The organism is Streptomyces aurantiogriseus (assembly GCF_014649375.1).
In the GTDB taxonomy this organism is placed as follows: domain Bacteria; phylum Actinomycetota; class Actinomycetes; order Streptomycetales; family Streptomycetaceae; genus Streptomyces; species Streptomyces aurantiogriseus.
Window position 1 is genome coordinate 586,529 of the sequence record NZ_BMSX01000001.1, and the last position, 20,188, is coordinate 606,716.

Here is a 20,188-nt window from a genome sequence, read left to right on the forward strand (position 1 = left end):
GTTACTCTTGTCCCCGCGCCGCCGATCACCTGCGGCGCGGGGAGGTGTGCCCGAGCGGCCGAAGGGAACGGTCTTGAAAACCGTCGTGGCAGCGATGTCACCGTGGGTTCAAATCCCACCGCCTCCGCACAGGTCATAAGCGTTGCAGGTCAGAAGGGGTGCCACTCTCCGGAGCGGCACCCCTTCGGCGCGACCCTGTCTCACCCTGACTCGCCGGTATCCCACCTCTGACCAGCGCGTGCGGCCAACCTGCGGCCAGGAATCACGGCGTCTCCGTCAAACCACCGGCGGTGTCGGGGAGGCCGTCGGTGTGGGTGTCGGCTATGAGTTCGGCGAGGATGAAGTGAGCCTCATGGATAGACATCCGGTTTTCGACGCGCACAAAGTAGCTGCGTTCGGAGACGCGGAAGACCTGTCTCCTCTGGCGTCGACGCCCTGCTGCGGTGACAGCCTCCTCAAAGGTGTCGATGATGCGCAGCATCCCGGCCAGGGCTTCGGCTTCGGTCCCCTCCAGTTCACGGTAGACGGTGTAATTGGAAAGTTCCGCCAGACCGAGGGCTCGCATGACGGCCCATCCGGGCATGGTGTTCTCCAGTCCGTGAGGCGACGTAAGCCGCGAAGTCCCGTAACCCCGTCGCGCAGTCGGCCCGAATCTGGCTTCGGGCTCGGTGATCTTGGCGCGGGGAGACTATCGGAGAGGGAACGAGCGGGTGCCTGCCTTCTCGATCTTTGCACGGCGTGGTTCTTAGAGCCTGTGTCTGAGCCTCGCATGACAAGTTGAGCGGGGCTCAGACACAGGTCAGGGCGCTATCGCATAGCCACAGCCAAGCTGACCACGTAGCGCTCCTTGACCATCCCGTTCGGGAAGGCTTCAGCCAGGAGGTCGCGCTCTGTGGCCAGGAACGTCTCGGTGGCCTTCTTGCCGAGGACGAGGAAGTCGGAGTAGCTGGCGAGATTCGCGAGATGCGTTTCGAGTGGGACGCTCCTCGTCCATGACACCTGCCGGGTGACGAAGCTCAGTTCGGGCGGAAGACGGCGGAATCGGGCCATGGGGTCGGGTTGGCTGTCCTCCGCGCCGAACAGGCGACGCAATCGGGTGTCCTGGGCGGCTATCCAGCCGACGGCGCTGTCCGAGTCGTTCCACCAGAGGGCGAGTGCGCCGCCCGGCTGCAGTACTCGGAGGGCTTCCGGGACGGACTTGTGCGGGTCGGTCCAGTGCCAGGCCTGGGCATAGGTGAGGACATCGATGGACTCTGAAGCCAGTGGCAGGTTGTTGCCGTCACCGAGGACGACGGGGACGTCGGGCAGGGTGAGGCGGAGCTGGGAGGCCATTGCGGGACCGGGCTCGACCGCGATGACGTGGGCGCCGCGGGCGTGCAGGAGGGCGGTTGCCAGTCCCGTGCCGGCGCCGATGTCCGCGACACGGGCACCGTTTAAGGGGCGGTCGGCGAGTTCCTCGACCGCATCGAGCAGGGCGGGCGGATACGAAGGGCGGTTCGCTGCATAGCTGGCGGCAGCCTTGTCGAAGGAACGGGCCTGCGAAGTGATCGTCATTGGACCATCCTCGGCGGTCCGATGGGCCTGGCACAGCATTTGGCGTCGTTGCCCCGACACGGCGTCGCAAGGGTTCCTGACGGCCTCCCTCGCTTCGTACGGTGGCTGCATGGGCAGGGACGGGGCGCCCCGGCTGAAGCTGATCGTCCCGACGCAACCGCCAGACCGACGCGATCCCAACGCCCCTTGCTGCAGCCGCCTGACGATCCCTCCGGCTGCCGTTCGGTTCGGCGTCCATCGACGCTCAACCGAACGGTAAACCCGATCACCATCCAGCCTCAGGGCATCGTGACCTGCGGAAAGAGGATGTGACACAGGCACTTAGCCCTCATGCTCCGCCAACCCCTGCTCGATCAACGCGTTCATCTTCGCTTCCTCGCCGTCCAGCACCTTGGCGTAGTAGCGCTGGAGGACGGCGACGCTCTGTCCCGCGCGGCGGGCTGTCTCGGCGAGGCTCACCCCGGAACGGAGCCAGAACGACACACAGGCGTGCCTCAGGTCGTACGGGATCGCGGCCAGTGGAGAGGCGACCTGCGCGGCGGTGAGCGCCTTCTTACGGGCCTCTTTCCATACCGCGCCGTACTCCTGTGACCGGACGGGCCCGCCCCGTACTGCGCTGAACAGACGCCCCTCGGCCGTGGTCCCGAATGCTTCGAGGTGGGCGCGCAGGATGCCGACCAGCACGGGCGGGATGGGTACCGGCCGGACGGCGCGGCGGGCCCGGTGCTTGAGCTGCCGTTCCTCGTACGGCTTGCCGTCGTCGGTCCAGGCGGATCCCACCTGCGGCCGGGCGCCGGCGAGCATGAGCCGTCCCCACCCCTCCGAGGGAAGGTCGCACTGGTCGGCGCTGAGCATGGACACCTCTTCGGGCCGCATCGCTGCGTAGTAGATGCACGCGAAGAACGCGACCAGGTGGGCACCGCGGGGACCCTGCGCGCGGACGGCGTCCAACAGGGCGCGTGCCTGCGCCGGCGTGGCGACGCTCCGCACGTCCAGCTCCTCCACAGCCTTAGGGGTCTCCCAGTGGACGCGATGGAGCGGGTTGCCGGGCAGCAGCTCGTGTTCCACGGCCAGGCGCAGACAGTTGCTCAGCACCGCGCGGCGGCGCCGGAACGTGTTGGCGGCGGCCGGCTTGCCGTCCTGCCGCTTGGCCAGGTGCTCCAGCACCGTGCGCACACGCTTGGCGCTGTCCAGGTCGACCACGGCCGGCGCGTTGCGCTCCACCCACGCCAACGCCTTGGCCTCCGCTTCCGGCGGTTCCTGGTCGTGGCGTCCCGCGTTGAACCCCCACTGGTAGAGCGCCCGACGCAAGACGTCGTCCGACGGACGACCCTTCCCCGTCGGACACAGAGCCATCGTGGCGACGGTCAGGCTCTCCGCGATGCTCGCGCGGTGCTTCGCTGCTGCCGTCGGCCACTTCCGGGCGGCGTGCGCGCGGGCATGGGCGTACCAGTTCGTGCGGTTCCGCTCCCGCACCTCGGAGACCGGCAGCCCGGTTTCCGTGTCGAACGGCTCGCCCTTGCGCGTCGCGGTCAGCAGCTCCGCGCGGCGGGCGTCGGCGAGCGTCTTGGTGGCGAACTTCTCCTGATGCTCCGTGCCGTCGACCTGCCAGCGGAGTTGGAATGGAGCCGCCTTGCTCGGACGCTTCCGGACACTCCAAATACGCACGTCGTAGCTGTGCATTGTGCTCCTTCACGGGGAAGGGGACCCTGCCAATCGGCAGGGTCCCCTTCGGGTCGGTCAACGGTCAGGCAGCGATCTCGTGCTTGGCCCACCACGCGTCCAAGTCGCTGCGGCGACAACGGATCTGTCCGTTCGGCAGCTTGATGAGCTTCGGGGCCATACCACGGGCGCGCATCCGGTAGAAGGCGGCGCGGCTCATCTCGATCTCTTCGAGGACTTCCGGGAGCTTGAGCATCTTGGGGCGGGCCAAGGCGGGTACTCCTTCGTCTTCTCTTCTTCCGGGGGTTCCGCAACAGCCGCAACACCGCAACAACGCAGGTCAGAGCCTCGGGTTTGTTGCGGATAGCGGGAGTGTTGCGGATGGGTGCCGCCACACCGGGGCGGTGTGGCGGCGAGGGAAGTGCCGGGGTGGGTCAGTCTGAGAGAGCGGGCTGTGTTGCGGATGCAGGTGCCGTGTTGCGGATCGGGGTGGGGGGTGACGCAACAGATTCACCGCAGTTGACCTGCGATGTTGCGGACGTTGCGGATGTTGCGGATTCGTCGGCGGGCGGGGGGCAGTAGCGCGTCCAGGCGTCGGTGAGGTCTTCCGCGTAGTAGCCCTTCGGGGTCCCGGACGGGGTGCGGAAGGTGCGCGGCTTGATCGGCTTGTTCGCCGGGGTGACGTACTGACTCAGCAGACGGGCCAGAGTGCGGGAGTTGATCGGCTTGTCGTCCAGATCGCTCCATGGGGCGTCGTCCATGGAGAGCAGGCATTCGAGGATGGCGGCGGTGGGCATGCGGTCCTCGCCGCAGAACACCTTGTCGCGCAGGTCGGTCAGGAGACGAACCCCTAGAGAAGCTTCGTCGTTGTCGTGCGCGGCGCTGACCAGTTCCAGGCAGGCGGCGCGGGCCCGCTTGGGCCAGTCGCCGCCGGCCGCGTCCGCGACGGCCAGCAACGGTTCCCATACGTCCGCTGGACGGTCGGTGACACCCTCTGGCGTTTCGGGCCAGGCTTCCGCGACCTGTTCCCGCACGGTGTCGGCCCACTTGGCGAGTCGCTCGCGCAGGGCGTGACCCTGCCTCTCGTGGGTTCGCTGGCGGTAGGGCTCGGCTTTCTCGTTCGGGGCGCGCTTACGCATGCGGATGATGACCGAGCGGGTCAGCACGGTGTCCGGCAGGGAGCCGAGTCCCGCCATGGCCACGGCGCAGTAGGAGTTGAAGATCTGCGCGTTCTGGTTGGACCCCTCTCCGACGCAGCGCAGGGCGCCGGCCGTGCGGCGCCACCCGGCGTTCAAGAATCCGCGCAGCGCCTCATCCGCCCCTGCTTTGGGGCCGAAGATGGTGTCCACCTCGTCGAACAGCACCGTGGGCAGGCCGGCGGCGGAGTCGACCAGCCGGTAGAGGGCGTTGGCGGACGCGGACACCGTGGTGACCGGGCGGGGGGTGAGGAGTTCCACGATCTCCAGCGCGCGGGACTTACCCGACCCTGGCTCCGGGGAAAGGAACGCAATGCGGGGGGTGGTCTCGAAGCACTCGATCAGGTGAGCGTGCGCGTCCCACAGCACCACGGCGACGTAGGCGGCCTCAGTGGGGAAGACGTTGAAGCGGCGGTGGAAGGCTTCGACCTCGTCGAGCAGGGCGGCGCCGTCGATGGCGGGCGGGGTCATGCGGCGGTCCTCCGTTCGGGGAGCGTGGCGGGGGTGCCGGTGCAGAAGTGCTTGTGTGCGGCGTAGTCGTTGACCAGGTCGGCCACGTTCTGTGGGCCGGTGGCGGTGGCGGTGTGGCCGCAGGGGCAGGCGTAGGCGGCGGTGGGGGTGTCGCCGTAGCGCTTGGACCAGCGGGCCCCGTCATAGTGGTGGCGGTAGACCGGCGGGGCGTAGATGCGGATCCCGGGTCGGTCGGGCGTCGGGTCAGAACCAACAGCAGTGGGGACGCCCTTGCGGGCGGCGCCCTTCGGCCCGCCCACGGCCGCCGTGCCCACAGGCTGTGGAGCGGCGTGCGGTCCGGCCGTGGTGGGGGTGACGCTCTTCAGAGGGGGACGGGGAGGGGTGCTCATGCCGCCGTCCCCCTGCGCTGGTTGTGGGTGATGGACCAGTTGAGGGCGCTGCGGAGGGTGGAGCGGCACTCGGACACGGCGAGGCCGGCCGCCTCCCCCGCCTCCTGAAGAGCCTGTTCGACCACGTGACGGGGGAGGTCGCCCCACGCGACGAAGCGCCCCAGGGCGCGCGCCGCGCGGAACAACGTCGCTTCCCGCGCCCCGGGTTGGGCCGTGGCGACGTTCCGCGTCTCGGAGGCGAGTGCTACATCCGCATATCGGCGGGACTGCCCCGCTACGACCCCTGAAGGCGACTGAGACGGCTTGGGGGCAGGTTGCAGGATGCTTTGCAGCCACCGGGGCAGAGGGGCCGCCTCAGGGCCGCACAGCGCTTCGTACGGTCCGGCGGGGGTGAGGGATCCGGCGGCGACGACGTACCCGCCCCACGCCCGGGTGTCGACCAACTCACCCACGGTCCCTGCCGTGTTGGTGAGCCGGATGCCGGTCGGGGCGGTGAAGTACAGGTGGACTCCGCCGCTCGCGGTCCGCACCCGGTAGGTGGCCGGGACGGCGTGGCCGGCGCGCTCGCAGAGCGCTCGAAAGGTTGTCGCGCCGTTAGGCGCGTCCGAACTGCCCTTGTTCTTGTCCTGGTTCTTGGGCATGTCGAGGTCGACCACGACCAGACCGGAGGGGCCGGTTGCGATGCCGACGTTGTACGGGGCCTGTGACCAGGTGGCGCGGATGCGGTCGGGGTCGGTGGTGGCTCGCTGCTCCCACTTGAGGTGACCGCTCGTGCAGGGGCCCGTGCGGGGGCATGCCTGCTCGCCGTGCAGGGCGGGGCGCTTGCTGCCGGGGCGCAGGGGGAAGACGTGCCAGCCATGTTCGGCAGCGTCCAGGGCCGCGTTCAGGAGGTGGTGGTTCATGCTGCGGTCCTCCCTTCCAGGGCGAGGAACTGGGTGGCGATGAAGTGGCTGTAGGCAGGGGGTACGGCTTTGCGTGCTTCGAGGTTGGTCATCCAGGTGCAGCCCATGGCGTCGGCGTAGGCGCGCTCGTTCTTGTGCTCGAAGGCGAGCAGGCCCCTGCGGTGCCAGCACGGCGGGACCAGGTCCCCGCCGCCGCCCCACGACGTCTCGAAGACGCGGTGACGGCGGACCTTCAGGCCGAACTGGGTTCCGCACAGCAGGTAGTCCGGGCGCAGCAGCCCGGCCGTGGCGGTCTCGGGGACGTTCTCGATGACCCACGGCCGCCCGGTCGCCTGCATGACCTCCCGTCCGGGGCCGATCAGGTCGGGGTGGTCGTCGGGGTTGCCGCGCCACCTGGTCACGGTGGCGTAGCGCTCGCACGGCCAGGACCCGTGGACCAGGTCGAAGTTGTGGCCGTGGGCGGCGGTGTACTCGATGCCGTCGGCCTGGACGAAGGGGAAGGGGTAGTTGGGCTGCGGGCGGATGTCGACGCCTACGACGTCGAACCCGGCGAGGTAGTAGCCCATCGAGAGGCCGCCGGCGCCGCAGCACACGTCCAGCACCCGCCGCCCGTTCGGTCGCCGCAGCGGCAGCACCCGGGCGTTCACGCGGCCACCCCCAGACGGTCGGCGGCGAGCAGGGCGAGCGCGGCGGCACCGATGTGGTGGGTATAGGCGGGCGGGATGCACTCGCGGATGCCGTCGCGGTTCATCCACGGCACCCCGAGCACCCGGCGGGCAAGGTCGACGCCGGCGAAGTTGCCAACGAACTGGCCGTAGTGTCCGGGCGGGACGGGGCGCCCCATCTTGGCCTGAGGCACCAGGTGCGGCGGGTGGCCGGGCTGGTCGAGACGGAAGCCTCCGCCGGTCTCGAAGAACCGGTGGCGGTAGTTCTCCAGCCGGAACATCCGCCCGCACAGCATCACCGGCTCGCGCAGCTTCGGGACGGCACCGCGTACGTTCTCGATGACCCACGGCCGCCCGGTCGTCTCCAGCGCGGTGCGGGTGGGGGCGATCAGGTCCGGGTGGGTGTTGCTGCGGATGCGCTGGCACTCGCTGTCGTGCTGGCACGGCGGGGACGCGTGGATGAAGTCGAACTCTGCACCGTGCTCCAGGACGAACGCGACCGCATCCGCCTGCACGAAGGGGAACGGATAGCGGGGCTGCGGGGCGACGTCGACGCCGGTCACATCGAACCCGGCGTCGGCGTAGCCCTTGGCGGCGCCGCCCTGGCAGCAGAACAGGTCCAGCAGGCGCGGCCGTCGGCCGTGCACTCGCCGGAAGGGGGCGGGTTGCGTCATGCTGGGAGACCTCCAACAGGTCTGTAGTGGGCTGGTTGGCAAGGGCGACCCCGGTTCTTTGGCGAGACGTGGGGGTCGCCCTTGGCGTAGCTACTGGTAGAAGCGGTTGCGCTTGATGACGGCCTTGCGGATGTTGACCGTCGTGCCGCCATTGCTGTGGTCGCGGCCGCTGAAGGTCTGCACGGCGATCCATCCGCCGAAGATGACGGCGGCGAGGGTGATGAGCTGAGTGATCAGCGCCGTGAGGGCGGTGATGAACGTGGTCAGCAGCAGCAGCCCGCCGCACACAGCGAGGAACCCGACGCCCCCGAGGGCGACGTTCACCGCCGTCCGGGACACGGCCGGTTTGGCGGCGACCGGTTCGGGCTGCATGGGGGCGACCGCGTAGCCGGTGACGACGCGGCCGTCCGGGAGGACGACACTCGCGACCGCCGGCACGCCGTGCGGCTGGACCGGGGCGAGCGGCGCCGGCGCCACGGCGGCGGGGGTAATAGGAGTGGGGTGGTGGACTTCCACGGCCCGTAAGGCGGGCGCGTTGTCGGTGTGCTCGGGGTACATGCGGAATCCCTTCCGGTGCTGGGTTGGGGAGGCAGGGACACCCCCTGCCGGGTGGCGTGCAGAGGGGGTTTTGAGGGTCTGACCTGGGGCGCCTCCCCGCCTCCCCGAAACGGTGTTTTCGCTGATCAACGCGGGGGAGGCGGGGCGGGGAGGCGGTTGGGGAGTTCTCCCCGCCTCCCCGGCGCGGGAGGGTGCGCCTCCCCGCTACTCGGAGGCGGAAGTGGAACCCTCGTCGTCGCGGTCGGCGAGGGCGCGGGCGACGTCGTCACGGCGGACGACCATGCGGCCGTGCGACTTGTACGCCTCCACCCCGGCGGCCTCCAGCACGCGCTTGAGGTCGCCGAAGGTCCAGCCGCCGTAGGCGTCCTCGCTGAGGATCGCGAGCCGCTTGAGGACGTCCTGCGTGTATGAGCGCTCCGCGTCGCCCATGACGCCCGCGACGTCCGCCAGCGGGTCACGCTCCTCGCCCCGCTCGATGCTGTGGAGGGTGGTGACTCCGTCGCGGATGGCCTTGGCACGGTCGGTGATGGCCTTGGCCTCGTCGTCGTCGATGTAGTGCGTGCGCACTGTGAGGGACGACTGCCCCTTGGGGATCTCGATCCCGTCGGAGGCCACGACCAGGGTTCCCTTGTCCAGACCCTGCCGCAGCAGGTGCGGGGCGGCGCCGCCGTTGACGGCCTTCTCCCCGAGCGCCATGACGGCCTGCGACTCGGTGCCCAGCGCGAGCGCGGCGCGGGTGTGCGCGCCCTCGCGGACCAGCTTGGGAAGGTTCTGGTCGGTGGGGTCCTGAGTGCCCTGCCACATCAGCACGTCGACCGCACGACCCTGGTTGTGGATCTTGCGGACGGCCATGAAGTACCGGGACGTGGCCTTGGACCCGCCGTAGGGGCGCTTGTCCTCGTCCACGGCCGGGCACATGAACGCGACCTGCGCTTCGTCCACGATGCAGATCAGCGGATCGAACACCGCGTCGGGGTCGAGCCGGTGCGCCTCGATCCGGCGGTTCATCTCGTCCAGGGCGTCCTCAACCATCTCGGTCGCCTCGATCACGTGCTCATCCGTCGGACCTTGGATGAGCACCGTGGCCAGGCCGTCGAACATGGCCCAGTCGCCCACGCCCTTGAGGTCGGCGATGCGGAACTCAACCCGCTTGTCCAGCGCGGCCCACAGCGCCAGTGCCCGCAGGGAGGCGGTCTTGCCCTGGTTGGACAGCCCCGTGATGAGCAAGTGCCGCTGATACAGGCTCAGCGATGCCGCATCGCCGCGCAGGTCCTGTCCCCAGGGGGCGCGGCCCTTGGCGTAGTCGGCGGTCATGGTCTCGTCGGTGACCAGCGGGGACGGGCCGATCGGTTCGTCCAGCGCGCCGGAGTCGGCGATCCACAGCCGGACCGTGCGGGCGGCCTGGGGGATGGTGATGAACACCTCGTGCTCGTGCCGGGTGAGGTTCTCGGCAAGCTTGCGGCGCTTGTTCTGCACCTCGTTCGTGGACACCCCGGACGGGAGCGTGACGTCGACTTCCACGCCGCATCCGGCGATCACGATCGGGGACAGCATCGAGGCGCCGGCGTCGCCCATGTCCTTGATGGCGTTGCGCAGGGCGGGCACGCCCAGGTCGCGCAGGGCCTTGACCACGATGGACGGGGTGATCGGCTCACCCTCGCCGTTGCGGACTTGGGCAGGAAGAGCCCACTGCGGTGCGGCCTGCTGCTTGCTGCCGACCGCCCACAGGGCGAGCAGGGCGAGGAACGGGCCCAGGGTGACCAGCGGGCCCCACACCACCTGCACGATCGTGATCAGCAGGTTGATGAACTCCACGGTGGCCATCAGCGGCGTGACGACGTCCGTCACGTCCTTCGTGGCGATGGCCATGACGACCCCGAGAGCGACCAGAGAGCCGATGCCCATGCCGGTGGTGACCGCAACTCCCTTGGCCGCGTCGACCGGGGAATGCAGCAGGTCCATGCGCCGACGGTGCCGGGCGTCGCGGAAGCGCTGCGCCCGCTCCTCCCACTCCATCGCCGCGTCCATGTCCCCCGCGGCTTCCGCCGCCCTCATGAACCGCTCGTAGCGTGCGGCGGTCTTGCCGTCCCAGGTACGGCGGCCCACAATCCGCGCCCCGCCCACCACGTACAGGCCGTGTCGGGCGACCGTGCGGGCGGTGGTCTGCGTGCGCTCGTGCGTGACCGCGTGCTTGACAGCCCGCCCGGAGCGCACCCACAGCGGCACGGGCGCGGGCGGTACCGGGTCGGGGACCACGGTCAGGGTGGTCACGGTGGCGGGGTCGGGGGTCTTGTGCAGGTGGACGACGGTGTTACCCATGACGGGAGCACTCCTGACTGCCCCGGACGGGGCGGAAGTCGGTCGGGGGCGCCCCGCCCGGCAACCGGGCGGGCGGGGCGGGCGGCGGTGTTCAGCGGCCGTGACGGGCGCGGTTCTCGATCTCGCTGAGCTGGGACGGCTCGACGCGGGGGCCGTCCAGCCAGCAGAACGGGCGGATACCGGCGGCGGCGGTGAACACGCGGATGGCCGTACCGGGCGCGGCGTGCGGGAGGGCGTAGACGCGTCCCCCGGCGAGGGAGGCGAGCAGACGGGCGCCGTGGTGCTCGCAGCCGTCCGCACCCGCGTTGACGCGGTCGAGCACGGTCACCACGACCGAACCGACGCACGGCGTGGGGTCTTCCGGGTGCGCGGCCGGGCAACGGCGGCCGGCGGGCGGCATGCTCACCACCACCGGGACGCCTTCTTGGCGGCCTTGGCGGCGGCGTGCTCGCGCAAGATGCGCTGCCGCTCCATGTGCAGGGCGGTGATCTCGGCGGTCAGCCGGGTCTCGGCGGAGGTGGCGACGGAGTCCAGCCGGTTCTCCGCGCGGGTGGTGCTCTTGCCGCGCAGGACCCGGTACGAGCCGCCGGCGAGCGCGCCGATCACGGCGCGGCGCTCGGAGCTGGTCAGGGGCCACATCTCGCCCCGGCGGACGGCCTCCAGCTTGCGCGTGACCTTCTGGATCTCGCGGTCGATGCTGCGGGTGTCGGGCTTGCCCATGGTCAGCAACTCCTCAGGGACTCGGCAGGGTCGGGGTGGGCGCAGGGCACGCACGTGCCCAGCGACGGCGGGATGACGTATCCGGCGTCACGCCGGCACTGCGGGCACGTACGGCGGGCGGTGTTGGCCTTGGCCAGAGCCGCCCACCTGGCCGGGGTCATGGGCCGTACCGGCTTGGCCAGGTCGACCCGGTAGAGGTAGGCGACCAGCGGCCCACGGCGGCGGCGCGGCCGTTCGAGCTGAGCGGCCACGTCCTGACCGCCGGGGCGCAGACCGCGCGCCCGCAGTTGGCGGCGGGTGGCGTAACCGTCCGGGGCCAGGCGCCACCGGAACACCGGCAGCGCCCCCATCAGGCCACCACGCGCTTCCACGCGGCCCGAAGACGGACCTCGGAGGCGGAGTGACCGGCCCCACGGAAGCGGGTGGCCATCTCCCGGTAGGACAGGGCGGGAACCTCGCTGTGCCGGATCTCGTCGACCAGCGCGTCCAGCGCCTCATCCGTGAGCGCGGGCCCCGACTCCAGCGCGGGAACGGGCTCCATGGGGCCCCAGACCGGGAGCTCCCACCGGGGCGTGACACCGGGCGTGACGCGGGCCGTCACACTGGTCAGCGCCCTGCCGGTGTCCTCACCCGCCCGCGCCGTCTCCAGCGTCGACCACGCCCCGGCAAGGGCGTCGGCGGTCTTGGCCTGGACGCGAGCGACGCGGGCACCGGCCTCCGTCACGGCCGTCAGCCGGGTCTCCTCGGTCGAGGCTTCGGCGCGCAGCCGGGCGCGGGCCACGGCCGCTTCATCGCGGGCTTCCTGCTGGATCCCCCGGATCGCCCCGAGGGCGGCCGGGGTGAGCGCGGTGCGCTCCCACAGCCCGTGCACCAGCCATAGAGCCTTGGCCGCGATGGGCAGCCACGCCACGGCCAGCCACGCCCCGGCGGACTCCTCAGCGGTGAGCGCGTGCGCGACCAGGACGCCGGCCGCGACCAGACCGAACAACCAGCCCACGGCGGTCACCGCGCGGCTGTGGTCGCCCTGCGCGGCCAGACGGCGCTCGTAGGCGAGGGTGGCCAGCCATCCCCCGTCGATGCCGAGACCGACGACCAGGGCGACCGGCCACGGAACGGCCGTGCCCAGCCACATCATGACCACGGCGAGGGTGAGCACCATGGACACCGCCGTCATCGCGACGGCGGGCAGTACGGTCTTGGCTTTCACGCCGCACCTCCCGGCGCGCTCGCGCCGGCCGTACGGTTGACCAGGTCCCGCCGCGCGGCCAGCACACGGTTACGGGCCCGGCGGATGCGCCGGTTGTCCAGCTCGGTCGGGGTGCGGTCCAACGTGATGATCTGCGCGTCCAACAGGTCGACCTCCGCCAGGATCAGCGGGGACTCCTGCTCGATCACGTCCAACTCCGCATCCGTCGGCTCGATCCAGTCGGCGAACGCGGTAACAACGTCCTGAACAGTGACGATGTGTTCCATGGGTCGTGGTCTCCCTAGCAGGTGAAACGGCCCGAACAGCACCCACCGGAGCTGCAACTCCGGTGGGTGCGCGCCGTTGAAGTCGGAACATCCGGCTCCCCTCAGCGCTGCACGTGCGAGACGCGCAGCGGAGGCAACCGGCCCGCAGAACCGCTGCGGGGGTCGGGGATGCGCTGTACCGCGCACGGGACAGAACCCGTGCGCACCCGCCCTCTTGTTCGCAGAGGTGGGGCGGGCTTCCCTCAAAAGCACTCTGTTGAGTTCTCAAGCAACCGCCGCTTCCTTCGTACTCACCCCTGTGGGGGCTTTCCTCCGGGCGGGCATAGATGGGCACACTTAGGTGTTGCACCACCTGGTCAGCTTGTTGGTACAAGCTGATGCAGTGATGCTGCACCCACGGACAGTGAGTCGTCAAGCGATTGGGGTCCACATGTACCAACAAGTTGCGCGAGTGCGTCATGATGAAGGCATGAACAAGCAGCCGAAGTACCGGCAAGTTGCCGACGTCCTGCGCCGCGAGATCGCCAACGGCACCTATGCGCCAGGGGCGCGGCTGCCTTCAGAGAACGACCTGCAGCAGCGTTTCGATGCGTCGCGGAACACCATCCGCAACGGCCTAAGCCTGCTGGTCAGTGAGGGGCTCATCTCGTCAAGCCAGGGACTCGGCTATGAGGTCAAGTCTCACGAGGTGTTCGAACTCAACGCGTCTCGCTTCGAGAACCTGACGTTCCCGCAGAACGGCGACGCGTACAACACGGACGTGACGAACGCGGGACGACGGCCGCACCAGACGTTCCGTGTCGAGATGCTGCCGGCGTCGCAGGAGATCGCTGAGCGTCTCAAGGTCGAGCCCAGTACGAAGACGGTATTGCGGTTTTGTCATCGCTATGTGGACGACGTCCCTTGGTCCACACAGGCGACCTACTATCCGTCGTGGCTGGTCGACGCGTCGCCACGACTGGCTGAGCCCGGAGACATCGCTGAGGGAACGACGCGGTACCTGGCTGCTCAGGGCATCGAGCAGGTTGGGTACTTCGATGAAATCGCGGCGCGGATGCCGACACCGGATGAGGCCCGACTGTTGGAGATCGGAGCGGGTGTGCCAGTGCTTCTCTGGACGCGAACCGGCTACTCGGCAGACCGCCCTATCCGGTGCACCATCACGACATTCCGGGGGGACCTGAACCGGATGAACTACGAGATCGGCGACCTTGCCGCCCGGAGCGATAACACGTGATCATCACCCCCGCAGAGCCGCACGACGTGGCCAAGCTGCTGGCCTTCCGTGAGGAAGCCGCAGCTTGGCTGCGCGGCCTTGGTTCCGACCAGTGGAGCCGCCCGTACCCGGCTGACAAGCTGCTGGCCACGATCGAAGCGGGCACAGTGTTCATGCTCCGCGACGGGCACACCACCGCCGGCACCATCACGCTCACCCCGGACGCGGAAGACGGTCTGTGGACTGACGAGGAACTGGCCGAACCGGCGATGTTCGTCAACAAGCTCACCGTGGCCCGCGAGTACGCCGGGCAGAACCTTGGTGGTCGGCTGCTCGATTGGGCGAGTGACCGGGCGCACCGTGCGGGCGCCCGGTGGGTTCGGTTGGACGCGTGGACGACGAACGGGGCGCTCCAGCGGTACTACCTCGCCCAGGGCTTCACGTACGTCCGTACGGTCCGGGAGGGCGCTGCGGTGAACGGTGGCCCACGGGTCTCGGGGTGGCTCGCACAGCGAGCGGCGCGGCCCGCAGATCACGGATTCACGGACCGTACGCCAGCGCCCGCGCGGCTTCCGTTCGCGGCTTGAGGTGCCCCTTCCTGGGCGCCTTTGGCCATCCTCTGGCCAACATGGCCACTCTTGTGGGGCGCAACGTGCCGTAGATGCAGGTCAAGGGCTGTCTGGCCACGCGAAACCGGATGGTCTTGAAAACCGTCGTGGCAGCGATGTCACCGTGGGTTCAAATCCCACCGCCTCCGCAGAGGTCATGAGCCTTGCAGGTCAGAAGGGGTGTCTCTCGTGAGAGGCACCCCTTCTGTATGACGTTTGTGCTACATATGACATATGTCGCATTTGGGGATCCTGGGGCCGGGCAGACCCTGCCCTGTCCCGGGGGCGGAGTGACCTGTGCCGGGCCGATCTCCCGACGACACGGACGCGCTGCAAGACCCTGCTCTGTCGCGATCGGTGCTGAGGGCGGCGGCCGCGGACCCGCGGCACCTGCCCGAAATTCTTGCCTCCTACGCGGTCCGGCACATGGGCCCGGCCGCCGCGCGCTCGGTGACCCGGATGCGCACGGAGCACCCTGACGCCGCCCCGGCCGAACTGCGAGCCCTGGCGCTCTCCCGCGGCAAGCGCCAGGTCGTCGCGGAAGGAGCGCTCGTCGGTGGCCCGCTGCTGATCCTGGCGCCGTTCGCGTTCTGCGCGGCACTGCTCAGCCAGGCGCGTATCTGCCTGGAGCTGGCCGCCCTCGAAGGGCGGGACCCCACCACTCCCGTCCGCGGCGCCGAACTCATGGTCCTGCAAGGGGTGTACGAGGACGTCGACCAGGCGCGGGCCGTGCTGACGGACCTGTCACTCACTGAAAAGGGCAGGGCGGGAAAGGGAAGAGGGCGCGTGGCAGTCCTGTGGGGGCTGACGATGCGGATGGCGCGTGTTCTGGGGCTGATCTCGCCGGGGGGTGAGGCGACGACGGGGGGCCCGGCGCGGTGGTCGGCCCAGGCGGGGCGTTACGCCCTGCTCGGCGTCGTGCTCCTGGTCGCCCTGGTCGCGCCTCTCGTCTGGCTCCCGTACCTGGGCCTGTCGTACAGCCGGTCCACCGATCACCTTCTGGACCGGGCCACCGCCTTCTACTCAGGCGAGCCGGTGGCTCGGCCACGGCGGACCGCGAGGGTCGAACCCGAGATGCTGGCGGCCGCTGCCAAAGCTCTCCTCTCGCTGGTGATTCCCCTGGGCCTGATCTTCACCGTGATCCTCGCCGACCTGCGGTTCGCGGGGAGCAGGTGGCCCGTGCTGGGTATCACCCTGGCCACGGCGTCCTGCGCAGTGGCAGCGGCATGGCAGTGGCGACGCCGCCGCAGGCGGCCGTAGCCGCTGACGACGGCTCAGGTGAGCGGCCGGGTCCCGGCCGGTCCGACCTGCGGCCTGGCTCACCTGGTGTTCCCCGGTCTTCAGGAGTGATGGCCGGTCATCCGTGCCGCCGACTCCACCGTCGACCGCGCCTCGCGTGCCGTCAGGCCCGTCCGTACGGCCGCGTCGACCAGGACGTCGGCCAGTTCCGGTCCTATTCCGTCCTCGTACGCCCGGCAGGCCGCCCAGAACAGCCGGGTGTTGCGCTGGCCCTCGTGGGCGGCGAGCACGAACTGGATCAGGCCGCGGCCGTGGGCGCCGCCGGCCGCGGAGAGCGGGGCGGAGTGGTGCTTGCGGGGTGGGGGCAGCAGGAGGCGCAGCAGGGCGCGGGGACAGGGCGCCGGGGCGAGGTGGGCGGTGCCGGGGGCGGTGGCGTACACGCCGTGGTCGGTGCGGGAGCCGGGGCCGACCAGGTAGCCGCCGGCGCCGCGGATGTCGATGCCGGGGGCGAGGCGGCCGGCCGAGTTGGGGACGACGACGTCCGGTGGGCCGGTGAGCCAGAGGTGGCGGCCGCCGGAGGGGGTGAGGACGACGACGGTGGGCGGGATCGTGAACAGGTGGCGCAGGGCCAGTTCGCGCAGGGCGGTCGAGGAGTCGGCGCCGGACTTGGTGTCCAGGTCGACGCCGATCAGGTGGTGCGGGGGCAGGCCGCAGGCGATGCCGTAGCCGGTGGCCCAGGGGGCGGCGGCGAAGAGCTCGCGGATGCGTGCCGGGTCGGTGGAGGCGTCGTGGACGCCGTGGCCGGGGCGGCCGCACTCCCCGTGGCAGGGCGGGGCGGTGGGGTCGTCGCGGTGGGGGGAGCGCAGGGCCGGGAGCTTCGTCCGGGACAGGGGGATGACGGCCAGGCCGCGTTCGGCGGCCGACAGGGCGTGGGCGAGGGCCAGCGTGGTGGCCTGCCGGGGGTACCGGTCGGTGGTGGCCATGGCTCTATGTTCGTACACGCGTTCGAAAAAGGGAAGGGGGTCCGGGGTGGCGCGCCAGGGGTGGATCGGCCGGAGATGTGCCGGGGTGGTGGGTGGTCACGCGTCTGTGCGGCGGTGCTTCCGTGCCGCCGGGCAGGTGTGTTCGTCCGCCCGTCCCGTGACCTTGACAGGCGCAGGTATCTGACGGACAGTCAGAAACCGTCCGTCCTCCGTTACGGGCCTGCGAAAGGAGTACGGCCGTGGACGAGGTGGCCGTGGACGACGCGTGGGCGGCACGCCTGAAGGCCTACGAGGGCCGGCCGGCCGCCGTCGCCGGCGTCGGCAGGGACCCGGTCAACGCCCCCATGATCCGGCACTGGTGCGAGGCGATGGGCGACACCAACCCGGCGTACACCGGACCCGGCGCCATCGCACCGCCCACCATGCTCCAGGCGTGGACCATGGGCGGCCTCGGCGGCCACACGAGCCGCGCGCGGGCCTACGAGGAGCTGCTCGCCCTCCTCGACGAGGCGGGCTGCACCGCCGTCGTCGCCACCGACTGCGAGCAGGAGTACGTCCGTCCCCTGCGGCCCGGCGACGAGGTCGCCTTCGACTCGGTGATCGAGTCGGTGTCGGAGCGCAAGACGACCAGGCTGGGCACCGGGTACTTCGTCACGACCCGGACGGACGTGCGCGTGGACGGCGAGTTGGCCGGCACCCACCGCTTCCGCATCCTCAAGTACGCGCCCGCGCACCGGAAACCGAAGGAGCGCCGCCCCCGCCCGGTGATCAACCGCGACAACGCCGGCTTCTGGGACGGCGTACGCGAGCACCGCCTCCTCATCCAGCGCTGCACCGCCTGCGCCACCCTCCGCTTCCCCTGGCTGCCCGGCTGCAGCACCTGCGGCGCACCGGAGTGGGACACGGTCGAGGCGAGCGGCGAGGGCACCGTCTTCTCGTACGTCGTGATGCACCACCCGCCCTTCCCCGCCTTCACCGCATCCGATCACGCCGCTGACGCGGCCGGCCCTTACGCCGTCGCGCTGGTCGAACTCGCCGAGGGGGTGCGGATGGTGAGCAACGTCGTCGGTGTGCCGTACGACAAGGTCCGCATCGGGATGCCGGTGCGGCTCGAATTCCGGCGGTACGACGAGGAGTTGGTGCTGCCGGTTTTCCAGGGGGTGGCGGCGTGAGGGTCGGGGAGGAGCTGCGGCCGCTGGAGGTCCCGATCACCCGGACCCTGATCGTCGCCGGTGCCCTCGCCTCGCGCGACTACCAGGACGTGCACCACGACCCGGAGGCCGCCCGCGCGAAGGGCTCTCCGGACGTCTTCATGAACATCCTCACCACCAACGGCCTGGTCGGCCGCTACATCACCGACCACTTCGGACCGACGGCGGTGCTCCGGAAGGTCGCCATCCGGCTCGGCGCCCCCAACCACCCGGGCGACACGATGGTGTTGCGCGGCACGGTCGAGACGGTGGACGGGGATACGGCGGTGGTACGGGTCCTCGGGGAGAACGGCAGGGGACGGCACGTCACCGGCACGGTCACGGTCACCGTCCCGGAGGGGGAGCGGGACGTACGTACGGGCGGGGGCGCGGGATGAGCGTGCGGGGGCGGGACTCCCTCGGCGGGCGGGCGGCGATCGCCGGCATCGGGGCCACGGAGTTCTCCAAGGACTCGGGGCGCAGTGAGCTGAGGCTGGCGGTGGAGGCGGTCCGGGCGGCGCTGGACGACGCCGGGCTGCGGCCCACGGACGTGGACGGGCTGGTGACGTTCACCATGGACACCAGCCCGGAGATCACCGTGGCCCAGGCCTGCGGCATGGGCGAGCTGTCCTTCTTCTCCCGTGTCCACTACGGCGGCGGCGCGGCCTGCGCCACCGTCCAGCAGGCGGCGCTCGCCGTCGCCACCGGGGTGGCCGAGGTCGTCGTCTGCTACCGCGCCTTCAACGAGCGCTCGGGGCGGAGATTCGGCTCGGGGGTACGGCACCGGGAACCGACGGCCGAGGGAGCCGCGCTCGGCTGGTCCCTCCCCTACGGGCTGCTCACCCCGGCCTCCTGGGTGGCGATGGCGGCACAGCGGTACCTGTACGCGTACGGGCTGACCCCGGAGGCGTTCGGGCCCGTGGCCGTCACGGCGCGTCGGTACGCGGCGGCCAATCCGGCGGCGTACTTCCACGGCCGGCCGATCACCCTCGCCGACCACGCGGCCTCCCGCTGGATCGCCGAGCCGCTGCGGCTGCTGGACTGCTGCCAGGAGACGGACGGCGGCCAGGCGCTGGTCGTCACCTCGGTGGAGCGGGCCCGCGACCTGCCGCGTCCGCCGGCCGTGATCGCCGCGGCCGCCCAGGGCGCCGGCCGGGCCCAGGAGCAGATGACCAGCTTCTACCGCGACGACCTCACCGGCCTGCCGGAGATGGGCGTGGTCGCCCGTCAGCTGTGGCGGACCTCCGGCCTCGCGCCCGCCGACATCGACGTGGGGATCCTGTACGACCACTTCACCCCGTTCGTGCTGATGCAACTGGAGGAGTTCGGCTTCTGCCCGCCCGGTGAGGCCGCCGCCTACGCGGCCGAGGACCATCTCCCCCTCAACACCCACGGCGGCCAGCTCGGCGAGGCCTACCTCCACGGCATGAACGGCATCGCGGAGGCGGTACGGCAGCTGCGGGGCACGTCCGTGAACCAGATCCCGGGCGCGGCCCGGACGCTGGTGACGGCGGGCACGGGGGTGCCGACGTCGGGGCTGGTCCTGGTGGCCGACGGCTGAGCCCGCACCCCGGGCCCCGCACACGCCCTCCCACACACCCGCCCCTGCCCCCCGGCTCTCCGCCTCTCGTACGCCCTGCTGCGGACGGCCCAACCCCCAGGGGTCATCCCGCAGTAGACGCCGCCCCTTCGTCCACCTTCAGGAGGTGGAGCCGGTACGACCCCTACAACCTGAGGCGGACTCTGCTTCGGCACCTGCGGCCGATCCGCCGCACAGGGGTCCGCTCCTAGCGTGGAGCCATGACCACACCCGTCTGCACCCGCGCTTCGAACGGCATGACGCGGCCTTCCCCGTACCCGTCCTTCGCGTCGTACGTCAGGGCCCGTCAGCCGGTGCTGCTGCGTACCGCCCGGTCGCTGACCGCGAACCCGAGCGACGCGGAGGACCTGCTGCAGACCGCGCTCACCAAGACGTACGTCGCGTGGGAGCGGATCGAGGACCACCGGGCGCTCGACGGCTATGTCCGCCGGGCCCTGCTGAACACGCGCACCTCGCAGTGGCGCAAGCGCAAGGTGGACGAGTTCGCCTGCGACGAGCTGCCCGAGCCCGAGCCGCAGCCGGGCGACGACGACCCGGCCGAGCAGCAGGCACTGCACGACGCGATGTGGCGGGCGATCATGAGACTGCCCGCCCGGCAGCGCGCGATGGTCGTCCTCAGGTACTACGAGGATCTGAGCGAGGTCCAGACGGCGGAGGTTCTCGGCGTCTCGGTCGGCACGGTGAAGTCGGCGGTGTCCCGGGCCCTCGGCAAGCTCCGCGAGGACCCTGAGCTGGACGTTGTTCGATAACGCGCCCAAGTGGGGATTTG

The 20,188-nt window shown here is 70.6% G+C and carries 24 protein-coding genes and 2 tRNA genes; 9 read left to right on the forward strand and 17 right to left on the reverse strand.

Annotated features, from left to right (window positions below; all coding sequences use genetic code 11):
- The first annotated feature begins 40 nt into the window (after positions 1–40).
- Positions 41–127, forward strand: a tRNA-Ser gene (locus IE263_RS02735).
- Positions 128–262: 135 nt separating this feature from the next.
- Here IE263_RS02735 and IE263_RS02740 read toward each other — a convergent pair.
- From IE263_RS02740 to IE263_RS02815, 16 genes are all read right to left on the reverse strand, one after another.
- Positions 263–583 (reverse strand): hypothetical protein, encoded by a 321-nt coding sequence (locus tag IE263_RS02740; protein ID WP_189931731.1) that lies wholly within the window; start codon positions 581–583, stop codon positions 263–265.
- 224 nt (positions 584–807) lie between these two features.
- Entirely contained in the window at positions 808–1,554 is a 747-nt protein-coding gene (locus IE263_RS02745; protein WP_189931733.1) for a class I SAM-dependent methyltransferase, read from the reverse strand.
- Between the two features lie 321 nt (positions 1,555–1,875).
- Positions 1,876–3,237: a tyrosine-type recombinase/integrase gene (locus IE263_RS02750; protein WP_189931735.1), complete on the reverse strand. Its 1,362-nt coding sequence runs from the start codon at positions 3,235–3,237 to the stop codon at positions 1,876–1,878.
- 64 nt (positions 3,238–3,301) lie between these two features.
- Complete coding sequence (locus tag IE263_RS02755) at positions 3,302–3,487, reverse strand: helix-turn-helix transcriptional regulator (protein WP_189931737.1); 186 nt, start codon at positions 3,485–3,487, stop codon at positions 3,302–3,304.
- A gap of 163 nt (positions 3,488–3,650) precedes the next feature.
- Positions 3,651–4,883, reverse strand: a complete 1,233-nt coding sequence (locus IE263_RS02760) for a DUF3631 domain-containing protein (RefSeq protein ID WP_189931740.1) — start codon at positions 4,881–4,883, stop codon at positions 3,651–3,653.
- Entirely contained in the window at positions 4,880–5,272 is a 393-nt protein-coding gene (locus IE263_RS02765) for a hypothetical protein (RefSeq protein WP_229910763.1), read from the reverse strand. The genes IE263_RS02760 and IE263_RS02765 overlap by 4 nt, the downstream gene beginning before the upstream one ends.
- Positions 5,269–6,174 (reverse strand): bifunctional DNA primase/polymerase, encoded by a 906-nt coding sequence (locus IE263_RS02770; RefSeq protein ID WP_189931742.1) that lies wholly within the window; start codon positions 6,172–6,174, stop codon positions 5,269–5,271. The genes IE263_RS02765 and IE263_RS02770 overlap by 4 nt, the downstream gene beginning before the upstream one ends.
- Positions 6,171–6,821, reverse strand: a complete 651-nt coding sequence (locus tag IE263_RS02775) for a class I SAM-dependent methyltransferase (RefSeq protein ID WP_189931744.1) — start codon at positions 6,819–6,821, stop codon at positions 6,171–6,173. The genes IE263_RS02770 and IE263_RS02775 overlap by 4 nt, the downstream gene beginning before the upstream one ends.
- Positions 6,818–7,513 carry a class I SAM-dependent methyltransferase gene (locus tag IE263_RS02780; protein ID WP_189931746.1) on the reverse strand — a complete coding sequence of 232 codons (696 nt, stop codon included), beginning with the start codon at positions 7,511–7,513 and terminating at the stop codon, positions 6,818–6,820. Before IE263_RS02780 ends, IE263_RS02775 begins: the two co-directional genes overlap by 4 nt.
- A gap of 90 nt (positions 7,514–7,603) precedes the next feature.
- Positions 7,604–8,071 carry a hypothetical protein gene (locus IE263_RS02785; RefSeq protein WP_189931748.1) on the reverse strand — a complete coding sequence of 156 codons (468 nt, stop codon included), beginning with the start codon at positions 8,069–8,071 and terminating at the stop codon, positions 7,604–7,606.
- A 204-nt stretch (positions 8,072–8,275) separates the two neighbouring features.
- Positions 8,276–10,390 (reverse strand): FtsK/SpoIIIE domain-containing protein, encoded by a 2,115-nt coding sequence (locus IE263_RS02790; protein WP_189931750.1) that lies wholly within the window; start codon positions 10,388–10,390, stop codon positions 8,276–8,278.
- Between the two features lie 91 nt (positions 10,391–10,481).
- Complete coding sequence (locus tag IE263_RS02795) at positions 10,482–10,790, reverse strand: hypothetical protein (RefSeq protein ID WP_189932036.1); 309 nt, start codon at positions 10,788–10,790, stop codon at positions 10,482–10,484.
- 2 nt (positions 10,791–10,792) lie between these two features.
- On the reverse strand, positions 10,793–11,110 hold the full coding sequence (locus tag IE263_RS02800; protein ID WP_189931752.1) for a hypothetical protein: 318 nt from the start codon (positions 11,108–11,110) through the stop codon (positions 10,793–10,795).
- Between the two features lie 2 nt (positions 11,111–11,112).
- On the reverse strand, positions 11,113–11,460 hold the full coding sequence (locus IE263_RS02805; RefSeq protein WP_189931754.1) for an RRQRL motif-containing zinc-binding protein: 348 nt from the start codon (positions 11,458–11,460) through the stop codon (positions 11,113–11,115).
- Positions 11,460–12,317, reverse strand: a complete 858-nt coding sequence (locus IE263_RS02810) for a protein spdB (protein WP_308430573.1) — start codon at positions 12,315–12,317, stop codon at positions 11,460–11,462. Before IE263_RS02810 ends, IE263_RS02805 begins: the two co-directional genes overlap by 1 nt.
- The gene (locus tag IE263_RS02815) at positions 12,314–12,583 is read right to left on the reverse strand and encodes a DUF6284 family protein (protein ID WP_189931756.1); all 270 of its coding nucleotides are present in this window, start codon (positions 12,581–12,583) and stop codon (positions 12,314–12,316) included. The genes IE263_RS02810 and IE263_RS02815 overlap by 4 nt, the downstream gene beginning before the upstream one ends.
- Positions 12,584–13,052: 469 nt before the next feature.
- On the opposite strand from IE263_RS02815, the gene IE263_RS02820 reads away from it, so the two are divergent.
- The 4 genes from IE263_RS02820 (at position 13,053) to IE263_RS02835 (ending at position 15,667) form a co-directional block, all read left to right on the forward strand.
- On the forward strand, positions 13,053–13,820 hold the full coding sequence (locus tag IE263_RS02820; RefSeq protein WP_189931758.1) for a GntR family transcriptional regulator: 768 nt from the start codon (positions 13,053–13,055) through the stop codon (positions 13,818–13,820).
- The gene (locus tag IE263_RS02825) at positions 13,817–14,386 is read left to right on the forward strand and encodes a GNAT family N-acetyltransferase (protein WP_189931760.1); all 570 of its coding nucleotides are present in this window, start codon (positions 13,817–13,819) and stop codon (positions 14,384–14,386) included. Before IE263_RS02820 ends, IE263_RS02825 begins: the two co-directional genes overlap by 4 nt.
- A gap of 70 nt (positions 14,387–14,456) precedes the next feature.
- Positions 14,457–14,556: transfer RNA gene (locus IE263_RS02830), tRNA-Ser, on the forward strand.
- A 148-nt stretch (positions 14,557–14,704) separates the two neighbouring features.
- Positions 14,705–15,667: a hypothetical protein gene (locus tag IE263_RS02835; RefSeq protein WP_189931763.1), complete on the forward strand. Its 963-nt coding sequence runs from the start codon at positions 14,705–14,707 to the stop codon at positions 15,665–15,667.
- An 80-nt stretch (positions 15,668–15,747) separates the two neighbouring features.
- Here the strand turns inward: IE263_RS02835 and IE263_RS02840 are convergent, their stop codons facing one another.
- The gene (locus IE263_RS02840) at positions 15,748–16,629 is read right to left on the reverse strand and encodes a bifunctional DNA primase/polymerase (protein ID WP_189931765.1); all 882 of its coding nucleotides are present in this window, start codon (positions 16,627–16,629) and stop codon (positions 15,748–15,750) included.
- Positions 16,630–16,868: 239 nt separating this feature from the next.
- On the opposite strand from IE263_RS02840, the gene IE263_RS02845 reads away from it, so the two are divergent.
- The 4 genes from IE263_RS02845 (at position 16,869) to IE263_RS02860 (ending at position 20,168) form a co-directional block, all read left to right on the forward strand.
- Positions 16,869–17,801: a bifunctional MaoC family dehydratase N-terminal/OB-fold nucleic acid binding domain-containing protein gene (locus IE263_RS02845; RefSeq protein WP_229910764.1), complete on the forward strand. Its 933-nt coding sequence runs from the start codon at positions 16,869–16,871 to the stop codon at positions 17,799–17,801.
- Entirely contained in the window at positions 17,798–18,217 is a 420-nt protein-coding gene (locus tag IE263_RS02850) for a MaoC/PaaZ C-terminal domain-containing protein (RefSeq protein WP_189931767.1), read from the forward strand. Before IE263_RS02845 ends, IE263_RS02850 begins: the two co-directional genes overlap by 4 nt.
- Positions 18,214–19,380 (forward strand): lipid-transfer protein, encoded by a 1,167-nt coding sequence (locus IE263_RS02855; RefSeq protein WP_189931770.1) that lies wholly within the window; start codon positions 18,214–18,216, stop codon positions 19,378–19,380. Before IE263_RS02850 ends, IE263_RS02855 begins: the two co-directional genes overlap by 4 nt.
- Positions 19,381–19,619: 239 nt before the next feature.
- Positions 19,620–20,168, forward strand: a complete 549-nt coding sequence (locus IE263_RS02860; RefSeq protein ID WP_189931772.1) for a SigE family RNA polymerase sigma factor — start codon at positions 19,620–19,622, stop codon at positions 20,166–20,168.
- Positions 20,169–20,188: the final 20 nt, after the last annotated feature.

Coding starts and splice junctions, on each gene's coding strand:
- IE263_RS02840 (WP_189931765.1), bottom strand. CDS start 16,629: ATGGCCACCACCGACCGGTACCCCCGGCAGGCCACCACGCTGGCCCTC.
- IE263_RS02745 (WP_189931733.1), bottom strand. CDS start 1,554: ATGACGATCACTTCGCAGGCCCGTTCCTTCGACAAGGCTGCCGCCAGC.
- IE263_RS02765 (WP_229910763.1), bottom strand. CDS start 5,272: ATGAGCACCCCTCCCCGTCCCCCTCTGAAGAGCGTCACCCCCACCACG.
- IE263_RS02800 (WP_189931752.1), bottom strand. CDS start 11,110: ATGGGCAAGCCCGACACCCGCAGCATCGACCGCGAGATCCAGAAGGTC.
- IE263_RS02785 (WP_189931748.1), bottom strand. CDS start 8,071: ATGTACCCCGAGCACACCGACAACGCGCCCGCCTTACGGGCCGTGGAA.
- IE263_RS02770 (WP_189931742.1), bottom strand. CDS start 6,174: ATGAACCACCACCTCCTGAACGCGGCCCTGGACGCTGCCGAACATGGC.
- IE263_RS02855 (WP_189931770.1), top strand. CDS start 18,214: ATGAGCGTGCGGGGGCGGGACTCCCTCGGCGGGCGGGCGGCGATCGCC.
- IE263_RS02805 (WP_189931754.1), bottom strand. CDS start 11,460: ATGGGGGCGCTGCCGGTGTTCCGGTGGCGCCTGGCCCCGGACGGTTAC.
- IE263_RS02790 (WP_189931750.1), bottom strand. CDS start 10,390: ATGGGTAACACCGTCGTCCACCTGCACAAGACCCCCGACCCCGCCACC.
- IE263_RS02750 (WP_189931735.1), bottom strand. CDS start 3,237: ATGCACAGCTACGACGTGCGTATTTGGAGTGTCCGGAAGCGTCCGAGC.
- IE263_RS02795 (WP_189932036.1), bottom strand. CDS start 10,790: ATGCCGCCCGCCGGCCGCCGTTGCCCGGCCGCGCACCCGGAAGACCCC.
- IE263_RS02760 (WP_189931740.1), bottom strand. CDS start 4,883: ATGACCCCGCCCGCCATCGACGGCGCCGCCCTGCTCGACGAGGTCGAA.
- IE263_RS02860 (WP_189931772.1), top strand. CDS start 19,620: ATGACCACACCCGTCTGCACCCGCGCTTCGAACGGCATGACGCGGCCT.
- IE263_RS02815 (WP_189931756.1), bottom strand. CDS start 12,583: ATGGAACACATCGTCACTGTTCAGGACGTTGTTACCGCGTTCGCCGAC.
- IE263_RS02820 (WP_189931758.1), top strand. CDS start 13,053: ATGAACAAGCAGCCGAAGTACCGGCAAGTTGCCGACGTCCTGCGCCGC.
- IE263_RS02780 (WP_189931746.1), bottom strand. CDS start 7,513: ATGACGCAACCCGCCCCCTTCCGGCGAGTGCACGGCCGACGGCCGCGC.
- IE263_RS02740 (WP_189931731.1), bottom strand. CDS start 583: ATGCCCGGATGGGCCGTCATGCGAGCCCTCGGTCTGGCGGAACTTTCC.